This window comes from Psychrobacter sp. NG27 (assembly GCF_016106655.1).
Taxonomy (GTDB): Bacteria; Pseudomonadota; Gammaproteobacteria; order Pseudomonadales; family Moraxellaceae; genus Psychrobacter.
On record NZ_JADGIN010000005.1, the window covers coordinates 25,275 to 41,318 of the forward strand.

At 44.4% G+C, this 16,044-nt stretch carries 14 protein-coding genes; 7 read left to right on the forward strand and 7 right to left on the reverse strand.

Annotated elements, in window-relative coordinates:
- Positions 1-316: 316 nt before the first annotated feature.
- Positions 317-2,128 (forward strand): single-stranded-DNA-specific exonuclease RecJ, encoded by a 1,812-nt coding sequence (gene recJ / locus IP485_RS09255; RefSeq protein WP_198326997.1) that lies wholly within the window; start codon positions 317-319, stop codon positions 2,126-2,128.
- Positions 2,129-2,194: 66 nt separating this feature from the next.
- Here recJ and IP485_RS09260 read toward each other — a convergent pair whose 3' ends face one another.
- From IP485_RS09260 to IP485_RS09285, 6 genes are all read right to left on the reverse strand, one after another.
- Positions 2,195-2,860 (reverse strand): trimeric intracellular cation channel family protein, encoded by a 666-nt coding sequence (locus tag IP485_RS09260; RefSeq protein WP_198326998.1) that lies wholly within the window; start codon positions 2,858-2,860, stop codon positions 2,195-2,197.
- A 90-nt stretch (positions 2,861-2,950) separates the two neighbouring features.
- A complete protein-coding gene (locus IP485_RS09265) occupies positions 2,951-3,586 on the reverse strand; it encodes a trimeric intracellular cation channel family protein (RefSeq protein WP_198326999.1) in 636 nt (211 codons plus the stop codon).
- Between the two features lie 162 nt (positions 3,587-3,748).
- A complete protein-coding gene (locus IP485_RS09270) occupies positions 3,749-4,882 on the reverse strand; it encodes a multidrug resistance efflux transporter family protein (protein ID WP_198327000.1) in 1,134 nt (377 codons plus the stop codon).
- A 331-nt stretch (positions 4,883-5,213) separates the two neighbouring features.
- Entirely contained in the window at positions 5,214-5,945 is a 732-nt protein-coding gene (gene queE, locus IP485_RS09275) for a 7-carboxy-7-deazaguanine synthase QueE (RefSeq protein WP_198327001.1), read from the reverse strand.
- A gap of 241 nt (positions 5,946-6,186) precedes the next feature.
- On the reverse strand, positions 6,187-7,008 hold the full coding sequence (dapD, locus tag IP485_RS09280; protein ID WP_110922464.1) for a 2,3,4,5-tetrahydropyridine-2,6-dicarboxylate N-succinyltransferase: 822 nt from the start codon (positions 7,006-7,008) through the stop codon (positions 6,187-6,189).
- A gap of 200 nt (positions 7,009-7,208) precedes the next feature.
- A complete protein-coding gene (locus IP485_RS09285; RefSeq protein WP_198327002.1) occupies positions 7,209-8,153 on the reverse strand; it encodes an alpha/beta fold hydrolase in 945 nt (314 codons plus the stop codon).
- 646 nt (positions 8,154-8,799) lie between these two features.
- Here IP485_RS09285 and IP485_RS09290 point away from each other — a divergent pair.
- The 6 genes from IP485_RS09290 to IP485_RS09315 all read left to right on the forward strand — a co-directional run bounded on the left by IP485_RS09290 (position 8,800) and on the right by IP485_RS09315 (position 14,938).
- Complete coding sequence (locus IP485_RS09290) at positions 8,800-9,984, forward strand: FAD-dependent oxidoreductase (RefSeq protein ID WP_198327003.1); 1,185 nt, start codon at positions 8,800-8,802, stop codon at positions 9,982-9,984.
- Positions 9,985-10,227: 243 nt separating this feature from the next.
- Positions 10,228-11,223, forward strand: coding sequence for an arsenosugar biosynthesis radical SAM (seleno)protein ArsS (gene arsS, locus IP485_RS09295; RefSeq protein WP_198327004.1), 996 nt, complete (start codon positions 10,228-10,230; stop codon positions 11,221-11,223).
- 142 nt (positions 11,224-11,365) lie between these two features.
- Positions 11,366-12,187 (forward strand): DUF547 domain-containing protein, encoded by an 822-nt coding sequence (locus IP485_RS09300; protein WP_198327005.1) that lies wholly within the window; start codon positions 11,366-11,368, stop codon positions 12,185-12,187.
- 70 nt (positions 12,188-12,257) lie between these two features.
- Positions 12,258-12,977, forward strand: coding sequence for a TIGR04283 family arsenosugar biosynthesis glycosyltransferase (locus IP485_RS09305; protein WP_198327006.1), 720 nt, complete (start codon positions 12,258-12,260; stop codon positions 12,975-12,977).
- 129 nt (positions 12,978-13,106) lie between these two features.
- The gene (locus IP485_RS09310) at positions 13,107-13,781 is read left to right on the forward strand and encodes a TIGR04282 family arsenosugar biosynthesis glycosyltransferase (RefSeq protein ID WP_198327007.1); all 675 of its coding nucleotides are present in this window, start codon (positions 13,107-13,109) and stop codon (positions 13,779-13,781) included.
- Positions 13,782-13,894: 113 nt separating this feature from the next.
- Positions 13,895-14,938, forward strand: a complete 1,044-nt coding sequence (locus tag IP485_RS09315; RefSeq protein WP_198327008.1) for a methyltransferase domain-containing protein — start codon at positions 13,895-13,897, stop codon at positions 14,936-14,938.
- 192 nt (positions 14,939-15,130) lie between these two features.
- On the opposite strand, the gene mtnP is transcribed toward IP485_RS09315, so the two are convergent.
- Positions 15,131-16,024: an S-methyl-5'-thioadenosine phosphorylase gene (gene mtnP / locus IP485_RS09320; protein WP_198327009.1), complete on the reverse strand. Its 894-nt coding sequence runs from the start codon at positions 16,022-16,024 to the stop codon at positions 15,131-15,133.
- Positions 16,025-16,044 lie beyond the last annotated feature (20 nt).

Here is a 16,044-nt window from a genome sequence, read left to right on the forward strand (position 1 = left end):
AAAGAATCCTTATAAATAATTAACATGTAAACAATGAAAAGTTCAATAAATAGCAAGTCTCTCAGTTGCCTACTATTTTATGGATTTCTGAGAGCCATACAATCATTGCTTTGTAGCAAAATGCAGAAAATTAGGGTACCTATGCATCCTTTTTGTAAATAAAGGACTGTATGCAATAGGTATGTACTAAGGGCATTATTTATTAAAGGTGCTTATTAAACTAAGGATTCTTCAGAATGAATACAACATTGAATGATGTACAGAGATGTTATAGATTGCCGTTGTGGCACTCAGTTAAAGCCAGTAGAATACACCCATGCTAAATTTAACCCCCCGTTATACCAGTACTCGCATCGACGAGTTGCCTACCGCGTTGCAACCACTTGCCGCCCAATCATTGACCCTTGCTCGCCTATACGCGGGGCGAGGTATCACTGTGCCTGATGAGCTTGAGACCAGTCTATCGGGTCTATTGCCGGCTGAGGCGCTGCACGGTGTCACAGAAGCAGTGCGTCTATTGGACGTCGCTATCGATGAGGGGCAGCGCATCTTGATCGTTGGCGACTTTGATTGCGACGGTGCAACCAGTACGGCATTGATGGTGCGCGCACTCACAAAAATGGGCGCTGTTGCTAACTTCCTAGTGCCAGACCGCTTTAAGTACGGTTATGGTCTGACACCAGAGATTGTCGAATTGGGTATTAAAACCTATCAGCCAGATATGATTGTGACCGTAGATAATGGTATCTCAAGTCATGAGGGTGTGGCTCGCGCCCAAGCTGATGGTATCGCCGTGATCATCACTGACCATCATCTAACAACCAAAGAGACGCCACCTGCGGAAGCCGTGGTTAATCCCAATCAACTCGCTTGCGATTTTGCTAGTAAGGCACTGGTCGGAGTCGGAGTGGCGTTCTATGTGCTTGGACGTCTAGCCAAGCTACGCCGAGAGGCTGGTAAGTCTACTGTACAAGTGAGCCAGTATTTAGATCTAGTGGCGCTTGGGACGATTGCCGATGTTGGGGTATTGGATAAGAACAATCGCATCTTAGTCCATCATGGGTTAGCTGCTATTCGTCAAGGCCGCTGCTGTATGGGGATACTGGCGTTGCTTGAGCAAGCGGGCCGAGATCCCAAGCAGTTGCATGCACAGGATTTTGGTTTTGTCTTAGGTCCACGTATCAATGCTGCTGGGCGCATGGACAATATGCGCATTGGTATCGAGTGCTTGTTGACGGAAGATTGGAGTACGGCACAGCGCTTGGCGCAAGAGCTTGAGCAGCTGAACCGTACTCGCCGTCAGGTAGAAGGCGAGATGCGGACGCAAGCAGATAGCATTGTAGCCACATTGGCAGTGGAGACTGATAATGATATAGATGAGAGTAGCGATATCATTATTCACAGTAAGCCTGAAAAGAAGGCTGTTAATGGTGCTAAAAGAAGCATTATTTTGTATCAAGATGACTGGCATCAGGGAGTCATTGGTATTGTCGCTGGTCGCCTAAAAGAGAGCCACTATTTACCTAGCATCGTTTTTGCACCAGCAAATACTGAGCGCACTGATGAAGACAGCGCCATTAAAGGCTCGGCACGTTCTATCGCTGGCGTGCATATTCGTGATGCGATTGAGCAAGTGGCTGAGCGTTACCCTGAGTTGATTACTCACTTTGGTGGACATGCGATGGCAGCAGGTTTAACGATTAAGCGCGGTAACTTTGAGGGATTTGTCACAGCTTTTAATGAAGTCATGGCGCAGATGGATGATGAGGTATTTGCTGAGCAGAAATTCACAGATGGGGCATTACAGGCAAGTGACTTTAGCTTATGGTTCGCTGAACACTTGGCGAATGCCAGTATCTGGGGTCATGGCTTTGCACCGCCGATATTTGATGGTATCTTTGAAGTATTAAGTTTTAAAGTATTAAAGGATAAACACCTGAAACTCTCGCTGCGTTATCCAGATGTTCAGTATCCGATTGAGGCAATTTGCTTTAACTTTGATAATGATGCTTGGGATTATCGTGCCAAAAAAGTGCATATACTGTTTCAGCTAGACATCAATGAATGGAACGGTAAACAAAGCTTGCAGCTAATGGTAAAAGACTTGGCTGTAGTAGAGCACGGTTAAAATGTAAACGCTGAACGCGCTCAAATACGGGCGCGTTGGCATTCTTAATGCTTATCTAGGCTAATATCAGTATTTCCACTCAAGCGTCGGGAACTGCCAGTCATAGCGAATAGCGAGCATACGCAACGTAAAGATCGTCGCCATCGTGGATATATCTGCAATCCAGTCTGTCACGCCTAAATTGGTCAGCGCAAAGTAGAGAATACCACCAGTTAGCGCTGCTGTGATATAAATCTCATGCTGTAGGACTAATGGAATCTCATTGCAGATCATATCGCGGATGATACCGCCGACGATGATGGTAATCACACCGAGCAATAACGCCACGGGTACATTGGCACCCATGCTATCAGCGACTTTAATACCGATTAATGTAAAAGCAGATAGACCGATAGTATCTGAGAGTTTAAGAAACTTATCAACGCGTCTAGAGTTGGGATGAAAAAATATCTGCATGACCAATGACGACAGGGTAATAACCGTCAAATAGCTCATATCGACCATCCAAAATAGTGGATGACGATCTAGGATGACGTCGCGTACTGTCCCGCCACCGATAGCAGTAACGATAGACACGAGTAGGCAGCCAAACACGTCAAAGTTTTTGTGTTTGGCTAATATCGTGCCTGACACACTACAAGCGATAATACCAATCATGTCAAAAACGTATATCAAAGAGCGTGGGTCAAACGTAGTAATCAGTACTGTAGGATCCACTGAGAGGGCCAACATGACAAAGTCTCACAAATTTTCAATGGTTATCAATTGATAAGGTAAAGGCTAATACAAAACCTAAAAATTCGATTAGCCATGATTTCCATCTTAAGCAACTAAGCGGATAGAAGGCAAGTGCCAGTCGAATCTAAGGGCTAGCATACGCACGAAAAAGATAACAAAGAGCATAATAAACTCATTGACCCCAGCACTTATCCCAAAGTACTGCAACACCAGATAAGTGACCGATCCTGCAACGCTGGCCGTGATGTAAATCTCTCGCTGTAGCACCAGTGGTATCTCATTACAGATGATATCCCGTAGCAGACCACCAAGAATCGCAGTCCATACGCCCATCATCACAGCGATAAGGGGTGCCATGTCTTGTGTCAATGCAATTTTAAAACCAATCACACTAAATGCTGCGAGGCCAATGGCATCAAAGAGTTTGAGCGCATTATCTATTTTATGATACAGATGAAAAAATATTTGTAAAATAAGAGACGTCACAGTAATAACAATCACGTAATTGAGGTCAGTCATCCAAAACAGCGGATGACGATCTAGCGCCATATCTCGTAGCGTACCACCGCCAATCGCATTGACCATCGCCACTAAGATACAGCCCGAAATATCGAAGCCTTTATGTTGAGCAAGTAGCGTACCTGCTATCGCGCACGCAATTACGCCCACCATATCTAACAAGTACAATAAAATATCAGGAAAAATTAAAGCATGAGCCATGGTTGTATTACCAAATCTAAATCATCAAAAATAGTAGAATGTTAAATAGCTGAATATAAAACCGCTGGTCATCAAGTGGCCAAACGTTAGGTCGTAGGGTAAGACACTTTTTGGCCATTTCTAGCCCAGCTAGATAGCTATCGCTTGAATTGAGAATATACCCTAGCCATCTTTTGCAAATAGAATCAGGCCTATTATGATCAGACCAATACCGAACAATCCCATCGCTGATGGCAGGGTGTTATTGAGCAGTATCATACCGCCAATCAAAGCAAAGATTACCTCACTAGCCTGAGTGGCATCGACACCAGCGACTTCGCTTGAGGTCTCTGCTTTTTCACGGGCATATAAAAAAATACTGGTAGCTGCCACGCCAGCTAATAAAGCAACCAGCAGCGTATTAAATACCTGCTTCGTCTCTGGCAACTCAGGATGAACGATCAGACCCAGCACTATCCAAAATGGTACAGTACCCAATGTCATGAGCCATACCTTGTTAAAAGCATTTTGCAGTAAGGTGGTTTGGATAGCGGGAATATTTGCAATTAAGCCTTGCAGTAGAGAAGGGGTTGGTTCGGCTAAGGCAGCGTCTGTCGTATGAGCAATACTGATCGAGTCTGCCGGATAGTGAGTATCAATAGCCGACAAAGGCGGCAGTTCAGTTTCCGCCGTCTGGTCAGTCGCTTGCGTCAGAGCTTGTGATTCAGTATTTTTCTGTTTGGCATTATAAGAGACCTGCCAAACCAACTGGTTACCAATGGGATAGCTAAAGGCTGCTACTAACGCAGGCAACGCACCGTAAAGCAGCATGTCTTTCATAGGAATGGCATCAGCACCCAATACAGAGGCAGCGTGTATTCCTTCACTAATGTTAACCAGTACTACACCGAAAAACACCAATAATGCATAAGCGATGAATTTCTTATCAAAACGCTGTCCAAACACTAGTAAAACAAGCAGGCTTGCGACGACGGTAAACATAAAGGTTGCTGCGACGACCCAGCCCGCAGCATGATCAGCCGCGTAGCATATGCCCGTATAGAAAACACCAAAGCCAATACTACCGGTAATGCACCAAAACTTCCAATGGTGGCTAAAGATAGCGAACAGCTCTCTAATACGTCCAAAGCCATGCTGCATGACGATAATGGCCGTAAGAATCAACCACATAAATAAATAGCGAAGGCTGGCTGACCAAAACCAATGTCCACCAGCAGCACTCATCAGCTCATTTAGGACAAACGTCGAGCTAAAAAATGCGCCCGATAATAAGCCTAATAAGATGAGTTTGACCATATCTTTATCTCTATTGATGGTTTGCTATTTGTTTGTATAGTCGAATCACTCTTGAAATGTTACGGCGTTAGACTCGCTTAGCCTACTACTGTAGTACTTGCGCTCGTCCGCCTTATACCATTTTTAACATTGATTGACTATATGTTCAGACGTTAGACTCGCTTAGCCTACTACTGTAGTACTTGCGCTCGTCCGCCTTATACCATTTTTAACATTGATTGACTATATGTTCAGACGTTAGACTCGCTTAGCCTACTACTGTAGTACTTGCGCTCGTCCGCCTTATACCATTTTTAACATTGATTGACTATATGTTCAGACGTTGAGGTGTTTATTTGCCTTTGGCATCTGCCCAAATGATTTTGTGCAGTTGCAATTGGAAACGTACAGGTAGCGCATCTGCCAACATCCATTCTGCAAGCTCACGCGCCAATACAGGTACTTCAGGGCTGAACTGTTCATCGACATCATCTGCGACATTGAACATCGGAGAAAACCATACCGTACCAACTAACTCGTGCAGCTTATGCTTGGTTAACATAGCTTTTGCCCAGTCATAATCGGTACGGTTCATGATGACAAACTTGATTTGATCATGCTGAGTGAGGTAGTCGAGGTTTGACCATAGATTTTTATCGACTTCACCTGAGCTTGGCGTCTTGAGATCCATCACTTTGCTGACCGCTGTTGGCACGTTTTCTACCGTGAGCGCGCCTGCCGTCTCAAGCGATATCTCATAGCCATCGCTCAGCAAACGTTTCATCAGTTCAATGGCATTCGGCTGCGCTAATGGCTCTCCGCCAGTCAAACAGATGCGTTTGCATGGATAGCCTTTGATGGTCTCCATGATGGTCTCTAATGACTGACGCTCGCCGCCGGTAAAGGCGTATTCGGTATCACAGTAGACACAGCGAAGCGGACAGCCGGTCAGGCGAACAAATATTGTCGGTAAGCCTGACGTTATCGCCTCACCTTGCAAAGAATAAAAAATCTCAGTCAGACGTAGACCCGCTTCAGGATCAGTGACAGGGATGGCGGCGGTGCGTAATAGCGATTCACTCATAATATGTCAAATACAGTTATAGGTTGATAATGGGATTAAGCATTTATCAATCGTAATAAAGAGGCAGGTTCTAGTATGGGAGTTTTGCGTTTGGATAAAGCCAAACCAAAAAAACGGATTATAACGCACCACCCTCTATTAAGCTGTAAAAAAGACGCTGAAGTTTTCTTCAACGTCTTTGATAAAGAGGAGCTGTCGTTATCCGTACTGTTTGGGTACGAGACTACAAATGCTAAAAATATTAGGCTAAGCGTAATAGCTCATTGACTGATGTTTTTGCACGAGTTTGCGCATCTACTTTTTTCACGATGATAGCGGCATACAAGCTGTGTGTGCCATCTTCTGACGGTAAGCTGCCAGGTACGACAACTGAGCCAGCTGGTACACGGCCACGATGAATCTCGCCAGTTTCGCGATCATAAATGCGGGTAGATTGACCGATGAACACACCCATAGAGATGACAGAACCTTCTTCAACGATTACGCCTTCAACGATTTCAGAGCGTGCACCGATGAAGCAGTTGTCTTCAATGATAGTCGGGTTGGCTTGTAATGGCTCTAATACACCGCCGATGCCAACACCGCCTGATAGATGGACGTTTTTACCGATTTGCGCACATGAGCCAACGGTCGCCCATGTATCTACCATAGCGCCTTGATCGACATATGCACCGATATTGACGTATGAAGGCATTAGTACTGCACCAGCTGCGATGAAAGAGCCTTTACGAGCAACGGCTGGCGGTACTACACGTACGCCAGCTTCTTTAAACTGTGCTTCTGTCCAGTCAGCAAATTTAGTCGGCACTTTGTCATAAAACTGCACATGCTCACCAGCTGCCTGAACGTAGTTGTCGTTTAAGCGGAAAGACAATAATACCGCCTTTTTCGCCCATTGGTTGACGATCCACTCACCGTCTTTCTTTTCTGCAACACGTAGGCTACCGTTATCTAGTTGCTCAAGCACCTGCTCGACAGCATCACGTACGTCTTGCGGCATAGTGCTTGGGCTATATTCGTTACGGTTTTCAAAAGCTTGTTCGATGGTTTGTTGTAATGACATAAAAAATCCTAACGTTAGTTAAAGGTAATTAAAAAATAAATCGTACTTATAGTTAAATGTTTGCTTAAATTTGGACTGAAAAATTACTTGCCGTATTGTCGCTAATTTGACCGCTTTTAGCAAACAAGTTCAGTGTCTCATTATGTCTGTACTAGAAAAAACATGAATAGGACTGCGTAAAACGACTCATGCATCATGGTTTAAGCGTCCGGTGTGGTGCTTTTTATCCATGCTAACAGATCTTGATAGACTATTTTATGGTCTGTTTCGTGCAGTACTTCGTGACGCATATTGGGATAAAGCTGAATATCAACTCGGCTAAATGTTTGCTTATTCAAGCGCGAGACAATCTTACGGATACCTTTACCCATCTCACCAATTGGATCATCTTCTCCGCTCACGAATAGCATCGGAAAATCTTTGGCAATCGTTGTCGCCCAGCCCTTGTTTAGCCCTGTATTCATTAAAGTAAATAATGTCATAAAGCCGTTGTTGGTAAAATCAAAGCCTGTTTTTGGGTCGGCTTCATAGGCTGCAATATTGGCCGTGTTTTCACTTAACCAAGCAAACTGTGATGAGGAAGCTCGGTCAGATAATTGACTGTTAAGCACCTTATTCATTACGTTGGAAAATATCGTATTTGGCTGTCTTGGTGCCACTTTTGTAAGCAACTTATTAATGGGCAGTAAAACTTTGGTTAATGGGTTTGCATCCGCAGTGCCCATCAATATCGCCCCTGAAAAATTACGCGCGTGATGCTTGAGCACATTGCGTACGATAAAAGAGCCCATAGAGTGTCCCAGCACGAAGTGTGGGACATTAGGATGACGCATTTTTAGGCTATCGGCCATGACTATCACGTCTTTTAGCAATGACTGTACAGGATGCTCGTCTCCAAAAAACCCCAGATCTGCCTCGGTCTTTACTGTTTGCCCATGACCCAAATGATCATAAGTTGCCACCGCGATACCGTTATCTGCCAAAAACTGTGCAAAGTCGCTATAGCGCCCACTGTGCTCTGCCATGCCATGTACAATCAATAACGTGGCACTGATATCAACGCCTGCATCGCTTGGTTCAAAAAATTCATGGTGCAAGTAGTGAGTATTGTCGGAGGAGAGAATATGGTCGTTACTGGTACTCATGTAGTATTCCTTGACGGGTTTTCAGTCGTTATAATTTTGATGAATAAAGAGGCAGTCTACCTGAAATATGCTAACAGCCACTATAAATGATATGTCAAAAAATTAAATAATTATAGGGCTTTAAAGAGTCTGCTTCATTGAATATGAGTGTATTTTACCTGCTTTTGCTAGGTTAAGTGACCCACTCGGACAGATTATTTTTAGTGTTATGGTCAATCCTATATAAAAGAGCGGAAGCGTTAACCTCGCTTGGAGTATCTCAGTTACCTCTGAGCTTAGTTGCCTTGAGTTGCCTTGTTTCCCTTTTAAAATGAATCAGCTATATAAAAATTAAGTGACTTTTAAACGGCTGAAGGTGCGCAGATGCTAGTAGATAACATGCCTGCTTCAACACTGTAAATATTATCAAGCCTGAGTGCTCAGGTGGCATCGTTTAACACGCATTGTTTACGCCATTAAGGTGGTCATCGCACGTCTACAACAGAGCAATCTTAAACCTGTTTCATTTGTATGGTACTTTTCTATAGAACACCAAAGCGCGGCTTTAATCGCTTAAGTGATTAAAGCCGCGCTTATCGGTAAAAAACCAGCACAGCTTCTTTTCTATATTAAACTGACTATACCACTGACTGATACAAAATAACCTATGAAACGTTTATCGAAAAAAACACTATTATTAGCAGGAGCAGGGCATGCTCATATCGGACTGCTGCGCCGAATCAGCGCTGATCGTTCAAAAAACAACGCATCGAATGCATTGATAGATACGGATATTCATCTGATTAGTGAGCAACCCCACACGCTTTATTCTGGAATGCTGCCTGGCTGGATGGCAGGGCATTATCAGCTCGATGATATTAGCATTGACACAAAATCTCTGTGCTTGCGAGCTGGCGTGCGTTTCATTCAGCAGTCAATTACCAAGATAACGGCCGCATCGAATACGGTAGACACCAGTGGCAATGAGCGTTTTGATTATGATGTGCTGTCCCTAAATACGGGTGCCGATACTGACTTGCGCGGGTTAAGCCAAGCAGATGATTATAAGGGCAATGATAACCGTGATGATATGAGCAATGACTTAAGAAATGAAGTCATTGCTATCCGTCCATTATCGACGTTTACCATACAATGGCAGCAGATTTTAGATGATGCTCGGCAGTCTGATCAGTATCGATTGGCTATCGTTGGCGCAGGTGCTGCCGCCACTGAATTGGTGATGGCGGCACAGGTTGCCTTACAGCAAATCAATGGCAATCATCAAGTGACACTGATCTGCGGTGAGAATCTGCTGTCTGGATTCGTACCGAGTTTTCGGCAGCGAGTGATCAAGCAGTTGCACCGCCACGGTATTACTATGATTGAGGCACGAGCGACAGCGTATCGTGATGGTCAATTGTCAACATCTAATGACTCGTTTCCGGTGAATGCGGTTATCGCTGCCACTGGCGTGAGAGGCGCGGCATGGACAGCGTCAACTGATTTGGAAACGGTAGATAATGGGTTTGTCGCGGTCAATAGCCAGCAGCAGAGTGTCTCGCACCCCAATGTATTTGCAGTAGGGGATGTGGCAACACGAGTAGACCAATATGTCGCTCACTCAGGTGTCCATGCGGTGCATGGCGGCGCGATAGAAGCGGGTAATCTACTGGCTTACTTGCAAGGTGAGGCGCTAACAGAGTATCAACCAAAAACACGTACGCTGTATTTATTATCTTGCGGTGATAAGTATGCCATTGGCAGCTGGGGGAGTGTGAGCCTCCAAGGGCGCTGGGTATGGTATCTTAAACGTCAAATCGACAAGCGTTTTGTGACATCTTGCGCAGCATAATATTTAATTTTCATAATTATAAAAGGCCCAATATTTTATTTGTCACTGTTCATTCACAATAAGGTAGTATTAGTTAGATAATATGTAAAGTTAAGAGTTTTGAAGTATGATACTTTAAGTGATATAACAGTAAAAAAGCCATTGCTTACGTTGAAGCATTTACATTGCAATAATGCTTATCTATACGCTGTTTCTACATTGTTATTTTCTTTAGCTGTACAACTAAAAGGATTTTGTACCACTATGAAATCGACTATTGAATTACTTGAGCATACGGACTTTCCTGCTATTAAACGCCAACAATTAACCATATTGCAGGTCAATATGGGTTACTTGTGCAATATGTCGTGCGTACACTGTCATGTGGCGGCCAGTCCTTATCGCACTGAGATGATGTCACGAGAGTTGGTTGAGCTGATACCTAAAGTGCTACAAGCGCAAAATATTGACACGCTTGATCTCACGGGCGGTGCGCCTGAGATGCATGAGGACTTTAAGTATTTGGTAGAAGCGGCTCGCGCACTCGGCGTCACAGTAATAGATCGCTGCAATTTGACCATTCTCATGGAAAAGGGTTATGAGGACATGGCGCAGTTTTTAGCAGACAATCAGGTAGAAGTGGTGGCCTCATTGCCATGCTATTCCCTAGAAAATGTAGACAAACAGCGTGGCAAAGGTGCATTTGATGACAGTATATTGGGGTTACAAAAGCTCAATAGTTTGGGTTATGGCAAGCCTGACTCAAGCCTGACACTGAATCTGGTCTTCAATCCGCAAGGTGCCACACTGCCGCCCAATCAGCAGCAGTTGGAAGCCGACTACAAGCGGGAGCTAAAAGAGCATTTCGACATCGAGTTTAATCAACTGTTTGCACTTACTAACATGCCGATCCAACGTTTTGGTGCAGTGCTATTGGCCAAAGATCAATTCCACCCCTACATGACCCTGCTCAAAGAGAACTATGTCGCTGCCAATCTAGCTGGGGTTATGTGTCGCTCGACCATTAGCGTCAATTGGCTAGGAGAGTTGTTTGATTGTGATTTCAATCAGCAGCTAGAGATACCAGTACCCAAACCCTCACGTCGACATTTGAGCGATCTGTTGACCCAAAATCCTTCTGGCGATGACATTGCCATTGCTGATCATTGTTACGGTTGCACCGCAGGACAGGGTAGTAGCTGCGGCGGCGCACTAGAAGAAGAGCTACAATCTCATATCGTAGAAGATACGATCGTTTAAAGCGTGATTAGCAGTCGCGTGTATAAGCTCTACTAGTTTGCAAAATCTACTAACAATCACGTCTAAAAGCTAACCACGTCTAAAAAATATATCAAATAGCTATGTCTTAGCAAAAATCATCGATTCAAATGGAGTCAACCTTATGCTCAAATCTAATTTTTCAGTCAAAAACCTAGTGGTACAACCAGTGATGGCGACAGCAATTTTATTATTTAGTGTTGCTGCTTATGCTGATTTTAACCATCAAAGCTGGGATAGCTTGTTAAATAAGAACGTAACCATGACCAATGGTGGCAAAGCTTCTGTTGTGAACTATGCCGGTATGAAGGCAGATAAAGCTAAGCTCACCAGTTATCTCAATTCAGCCAGTAAAGTATCGCAGTCAGAATTTAATCGTTGGAGTAAAAACGAGCAGTTGGCATTTTTAATCAATGTTTATAATGCTGGCACGGTCGATTTGGTACTAACAAAATATCCAAATATTAAGTCTATCAAGGATATTGGCAGCGTTTTGAGCTCACCATGGAAGCAAGAGTTTATTCCATTATTGGGCAAAACACGTTCGCTTGACGACATCGAGCATAATCTTATTCGTGGCTCTAAGCGTTACAACGATCCGCGCATTCACTTCGCCGTTAACTGCGCCAGTATTGGCTGCCCTGCATTACAAGATGATGCTTTCACTGGTAAAGGTTTGGACGGGCAATTAGAGCAAGCTACCTCGAAATTTTTGGCAGACAGTAGCCGCAATCGTCTAAAAGGTAATACGCTGAGTGTATCGCCAATATTCAAATGGTACAAAGAAGACTTTGCGACCAATTGGCGTAGTACCAACGATTTAGAAGGGTTTTTGGGTCGTTACTCTTCATCGTTGGGATTGAGCAAATCCCAAACCGCTGACTTAAAGCAAGGCAAAATCAAAATCAGTTATACCGATTACAATTGGAACTTAAATAAAAAGTAACTCTAGATTTTGGTCGATACAGGTGCTGATCTTTATCAAAGATAGGCGAAACTGATGATGATTCATCAAAATGGTGCATTTATTGAATATCTCTATCATCATTCCGTTGCTCAATGAAGCGGACAATATGCCGCAGCTCATTGCTCATATTAATGGTCTATATCCACCGCCATCACAAGTGATAGTGGTGGATGGTGGCTCGACGGATGATTCGGTTGGCATCGCTAGACGTTTATTAAACGATTTATCAAGTGTGGCGCAGCCTACTATCGACTGGCAAGTGATTGAATCCGTAGCAGGACGTGCTCGGCAAATGAATATGGGCGCTAGGCAAGCAACAGAGGATGTTTTGCTATTTTTACATGCTGATACCGAGTTGCCAATTGATGCGATAGATAACATTCAGCAGGCAATGACTCAGTATGACTGGGGACGTTTCGATGTGCGTCTAGACAGCCGTGATCCATTATTAAAAATCGTCGCCATGATGATCAATAAGCGTTCACGCTTAGTGAGTATCGCCACGGGTGATCAAGCGATTTTTATCAAAAGGTCTTTGTTTGAGCGAATGAATGGCTATGCCGATCAGCCATTGATGGAAGATATTGAACTTTGCAAACGTCTAAAAAGTATTGCTAAGCCTGCTTGCCTAAAAAGTAAAGTGACGACCTCAGCGCGGCGTTGGCAGCAACATGGTACGTGGCAGACGATTTTCTTGATGTGGCATTTGCGCTTTGATTATTGGCGTGGCGTACCCCCTGAAGTATTAAGGCAGCGCTACTATCGTTGAATCCAAATGACTTCGATATAAGAAAGTCGAGTGCAAGCTATACATTTGCACTCGGTTGCCCTGACTTTCTTTTAAACCGAATCAACGATATAAATATTAATATCCCTTAGATTAAGGATGCGGCCTGGTATGACTGAGTATTCAAGTCCTCACACAACCCGTACGATAGCTGATGCACAACACCCAGACACTTGTGTCATATTGTTTGCCAAATATCCGGCGCGTGATATGGCAAAAACTCGCCTGCAACCAGCATTAGGCGTAGAGGGTGCTGCTCGTATGGCAAGACAATTGCTGTTGCATAGTGTTGAGCAAGCCGTCGCTACTGATTTTGCTGTTGAGTTATGTGTCAGTCCAGTAGCGACAGACCCTTGCTGGCAAACTCTTAATTTGCCTGACTCATTGCAATGGTCGACTCAAGTAGAGGGCGACTTGGGCAAGCGTTTAATCACAGCAAGTCAAGATGCCCTCAAAAGATACCAAATAATCGTATTGATAGGGTCTGATTGTCCCTGTCTGACGGCAGAACGTATTCAGACAGCGGTAAAGCAGCTCGATGACCATGATGCGGTTATGATTCCAGCGACTGATGGTGGCTATGTATTACTCGGGTTTAAGCAAGTTGATGGTAGTCTGTTTTCGGACATTATCTGGAGTACAGCTAGCGTGGCCGCTGTGACCCAGCAGCGTGTGGCGGATTTGGGTTGGACATTGGCATTGTTAGCGCCGTTACATGACATTGATGAGCCTCAGGATTTAGAGCATCTGCCACCATATTGGCTTAAGTTTGCTCAATATTTATGACCATACGAACGACTAGGTGACTCTCAGCACACGCTTGTCATAGATGTATTTATATCATATCGCTTTACTTTTATGATGTTTACTCAGATTTTACTCTCAATAAGGATGTTGTTATGCATGACGTTGTGCAAAATTACTATGGTAAAGAGTTACAAGGCACTGCCGATCTAAAAACCTCAGCGTGTTGTGATGTGAGCAATATGCCGGAGTGGCTCAAGCCATTACTGGCCAATATCCACGATGAAGTGCTGAGCCGCTATTATGGCTGCGGGCTGGTATGTCCTGCACTGCTTGAGGGTTGCCGAATTTTGGACTTGGGCAGTGGTTCAGGCCGTGATGTCTATGCATTGGCACAATTGGTAGGCAAGAGTGGACATGTGGTCGGCGTCGATATGACGGATGAGCAGCTGGCCATTGCCAAAGAGCATCAGCAATATCACATCGACAAGTTTGGTTATGACAATGTGACTTTTTTGCATGGCTATATCGAAAAGCTAGATGAGCTCAATCTTGCAGATGACAGCTTCGATATTATTGTCTCAAACTGCGTGATCAATCTCTCACCAGACAAAGCAGCAGTCATGGCCAGTGTGCAGCGTTTGCTTAAGCCTGGCGGCGAGTTTTATTTTTCTGATGTGTATGCTGACCGCCGTATTCCGCAACATCTGATAGATGATCCAGTCTTGTATGGCGAGTGCTTGAGCGGTGCATTATATTGGAAAGACTTTATCCGTTTGTCACAAAACGCAGGGTTTTTAGACGTACGTTTGGTCGAGGATCGTCCGCTTGAGATTACTGATCCTGCCTTGGCGGCAAAAATTGGCGATATCCAGTTTTTCTCTGCCACTTATCGTTTGTTTAAGATTGTAGCGCTCGAAGATGCTTGCGAAGATCATGGTCAAGCGGTTATATATAAAGGATCTATTGCGCAGTCACCGCATCGTTTTGATCTTGATAAACATCACGCTATTGAGGCTGGCCGCGTATTCCCAGTCTGTGGCAACACGTTTAGGATGTTAAACGAATCTCGCTTTGCACCACATTTTGATTTCATCGGTGATGACAGTCGTCACTATGGTATTTTTGCCGGCTGCGGTGAGTTGATGCCATTTAACCAGTCTGTGATACCAACCTCTGGATTAGGCAGTTGTTGTTAAAACTAGAAGTGAATAACTGATTTGCGTTCCAGATATAGAGATTGCCATTAGCAAAGGCCATTAATTTACTTAATGGCCTTTTTTATGAGTTATTCGTTGTTGATGTTTGTATATTGGTAGACGCTATAGAAATAGCGTTTTACTGTTTGAACGATTGATTTTCGGTTAAATACTCATTTATCGACATGTTTATCAATGCTTAGGAAGCAGCGCCGCCAATCGAGTTTTTGTTGAGTCGTCCATCATATCTACTGACGTCACCAGTGCTTGAGAAAGCGCATCATGTGCAATTGAGTCAGGCAATTCAGCGGCAATCAAAGCGACGGCTTCCTTAATCACTTTTTGAGCATTGTCTGCATTTTTCATAAGATTTTTTATCGCATAGTCTGCACTGACGGCTTCTTCAGTCGGATGCCAACAATCAAAATCTGTCACCAGTGCCAAGGTCGCATAAGCCATACTGGCTTCACGTGCCAATTTGGCTTCTGGCATATTGGTCATACCGATGATGTCTGCCTGCATCTGACGATACCACTGGGACTCTGCACGGGTTGAGAACTGTGGACCCTCGATACAGACATAGGTCGCTTTTGGGTGGCTGGTGCCTTCTGCAATATCTGCATTGTCATAGGCACGCGTCAAGATTTCTGCGAGGGCAGGACAAAGCGGGTCGGCCATTGATACATGAGCGACTGCGCCCGCGCCAAAGAAAGTACTCACTCGCTGCTTGGTCATATCAATCATTTGATCTGGAATGACCATATCTAGTGGCTTAAGCGATTCTCGTAGAGAGCCTACTGCTGACACGGACACGATGTAGCGCACCCCAAGCGTCTTTAGCGCATAAATATTGGCACGATAAGGCACTTCAGACGGCGTCAGTCTATGACCTTGACCATGCCGCGTCAAAAAAGCAACGGTCACACCTGCCAACTCACCAAGGACAATATCATCAGAGGGGCTGCCAAAGGGCGTATCAATAGTGATATGACGCTTGTTGATGAGCGCATCCATTTGATACAACCCGCTGCCGCCAATGATAGCGATATCCGCAGAGAGTGATGCTTGTTTTGTAGGGGTTGTCATGAGTGTTATCCAATTTTAGT

What these genes read in the sequence shown, in the direction of transcription:
- recJ (WP_198326997.1), top strand. Translation starts at nt 317, where the DNA reads ATGCTAAATTTAACCCCCCGTTATACCAGTACTCGCATCGACGAGTTG.
- IP485_RS09260 (WP_198326998.1), bottom strand. Translation starts at nt 2,860, where the DNA reads ATGTTGGCCCTCTCAGTGGATCCTACAGTACTGATTACTACGTTTGAC.
- IP485_RS09265 (WP_198326999.1), bottom strand. Translation starts at nt 3,586, where the DNA reads ATGGCTCATGCTTTAATTTTTCCTGATATTTTATTGTACTTGTTAGAT.
- IP485_RS09270 (WP_198327000.1), bottom strand. Translation starts at nt 4,882, where the DNA reads ATGGTCAAACTCATCTTATTAGGCTTATTATCGGGCGCATTTTTTAGC.
- queE (WP_198327001.1), bottom strand. Translation starts at nt 5,945, where the DNA reads ATGAGTGAATCGCTATTACGCACCGCCGCCATCCCTGTCACTGATCCT.
- dapD (WP_110922464.1), bottom strand. Translation starts at nt 7,008, where the DNA reads ATGTCATTACAACAAACCATCGAACAAGCTTTTGAAAACCGTAACGAA.
- IP485_RS09285 (WP_198327002.1), bottom strand. Translation starts at nt 8,153, where the DNA reads ATGAGTACCAGTAACGACCATATTCTCTCCTCCGACAATACTCACTAC.
- IP485_RS09290 (WP_198327003.1), top strand. Translation starts at nt 8,800, where the DNA reads ATGAAACGTTTATCGAAAAAAACACTATTATTAGCAGGAGCAGGGCAT.
- arsS (WP_198327004.1), top strand. Translation starts at nt 10,228, where the DNA reads ATGAAATCGACTATTGAATTACTTGAGCATACGGACTTTCCTGCTATT.
- IP485_RS09300 (WP_198327005.1), top strand. Translation starts at nt 11,366, where the DNA reads ATGCTCAAATCTAATTTTTCAGTCAAAAACCTAGTGGTACAACCAGTG.
- IP485_RS09305 (WP_198327006.1), top strand. Translation starts at nt 12,258, where the DNA reads ATGGTGCATTTATTGAATATCTCTATCATCATTCCGTTGCTCAATGAA.
- IP485_RS09310 (WP_198327007.1), top strand. Translation starts at nt 13,107, where the DNA reads ATGACTGAGTATTCAAGTCCTCACACAACCCGTACGATAGCTGATGCA.
- IP485_RS09315 (WP_198327008.1), top strand. Translation starts at nt 13,895, where the DNA reads ATGCATGACGTTGTGCAAAATTACTATGGTAAAGAGTTACAAGGCACT.
- mtnP (WP_198327009.1), bottom strand. Translation starts at nt 16,024, where the DNA reads ATGACAACCCCTACAAAACAAGCATCACTCTCTGCGGATATCGCTATC.